The sequence below is a fragment of the Stenotrophomonas sp. Ste96 genome, from assembly GCF_024519495.1.
GTDB classification, from domain to species: Bacteria; Pseudomonadota; Gammaproteobacteria; order Xanthomonadales; family Xanthomonadaceae; genus Stenotrophomonas; species Stenotrophomonas bentonitica_A.
In genome coordinates, this window is the sequence record NZ_JALJRX010000027.1 from 1 (window position 1) to 1412 (window position 1412).

General features: G+C 68.2%; 2 protein-coding genes. Both read left to right on the forward strand.

The window, feature by feature from the left end; all coding sequences use genetic code 11:
• On the forward strand, nt 1-413 hold a 413-nt coding region (locus OC373_RS18635; protein ID WP_261998268.1), incomplete at its 5' end, for an isoprenylcysteine carboxylmethyltransferase family protein.
• The coding region (locus OC373_RS18640) for a heavy metal translocating P-type ATPase (protein WP_261998269.1) at nt 410-1412 on the forward strand (1003 nt) is incomplete at its 3' end. The genes OC373_RS18635 and OC373_RS18640, both read left to right, overlap by 4 nt.

A 1412-nucleotide genomic window follows, 5' to 3' on the forward strand; every position in this document is an offset into this window, starting at 1 on the left:
TGCTGGAGATGTGGTTCGGCTGGCGCGCCAACCCGCATTTCGGTCCATTCCACATCGCGAGTTTCATCCTGATCGGCGGCGGCTTCTGGCTGCTGTCCGCTGCCTGGCCGGTGCTGTATCGGGCGCAGCGTGAGGGCCGGCTCGCCCGCGAGGGCGTGTATGCGCGCATGCGCCACCCGCAGTACGTCGCCTTTGTGCTGGTGCTGACCGGCTTCCTGCTGCAGTGGCCCACGCTGCTCACACTCATCAGCTATCCAGTGCTGGTGTGGGCCTATGCCCGCCTCGCGCGCCGTGAGGAAAAAGACTGTCTGAGCCGCTTTGGCGACGACTACGTCCGCTACATGCAGCAGGTGCCGGCCTTCATCCCGCGACGCCGGCGCGGCCCCGCACCATCCCAAGGAGAAGCCCGATGACGCACGTCCACGAACCCACGGTGCGCACGCGCATCTGGCCCATTGGCGACATGGTCAGTGCCGGCTGCGCGCGCACGCTGGAGAAGGCCGTGGCCGCGTTGCCTGGTGTCAACGCCGCCAGCGCCAATTTCGCCACCGCGACCCTGCAGGTGTCCTACGATCCGGCGCACCTTTCGCCTGGCGCGGTCGCCACTGCCGTCCGCAACTGCGCCTTCCAGTGCGACGCGTCGATGCCTGACACCGGCCCGGTCGCGGGCGCGCACGACCATGCTGCACATGCCGGGCACGGACAGCGAACGGCCGCGGAGCACCCTGCCGATGCCCACGCCGGCCACGGCGATGACGCCAAGGCTGCGGGGGGCCACGACGCCCATGCGGGCATGAACCACGGCAGCGATCTGCACGCCGCGGCGCGCGACATGGGCCGCCGTTTCCTAGTCGCGCTGGCCTTCGCGATCCCGGTGTTCGTGTGGTCGCCCATGGGCGGCCTGATGGAGCCGCCGCCGGTGCCGTTCGGACTGCGCGACAACGTCTGGCTGTTCCTGCTGGCGACCGGCGCGGTGCTGTATCCAGGCTGGCCGTTCTTCAGCGCGGCGATCCGCTCGCTGCGCCGCGGTGTACTGGACATGGCGGTCCTGGTGCTTCTCAGCGTGGGCACCGGATATGGCTTCAGCATCGCGTCGACGTTCTTCGTCGACGGGCCGAACTTCTACGAGGCTTCGGCGGTACTGCTGACCTTCGTCCTGCTTGGCCACTGGCTCGAGATGCGCGCCCGCGCCGGTGCCTCGGATGCGATGAAGGCACTGTTGAAACTCTCTCCACCTCGCGCGGTAGTGAGACGCGAGGGACAGGAGCTTGAGATCCCCACTGCCGAAGTACTGGTTGGTGACATCGTGGTGGTGCGGCCTGGGGCCAAGATTCCGGTCGACGGCACGGTCACCGAGGGCAGCTCGCAGGTCGACGAATCCATGCTGACCGGCGAGTCGATGCCGGTGCGCA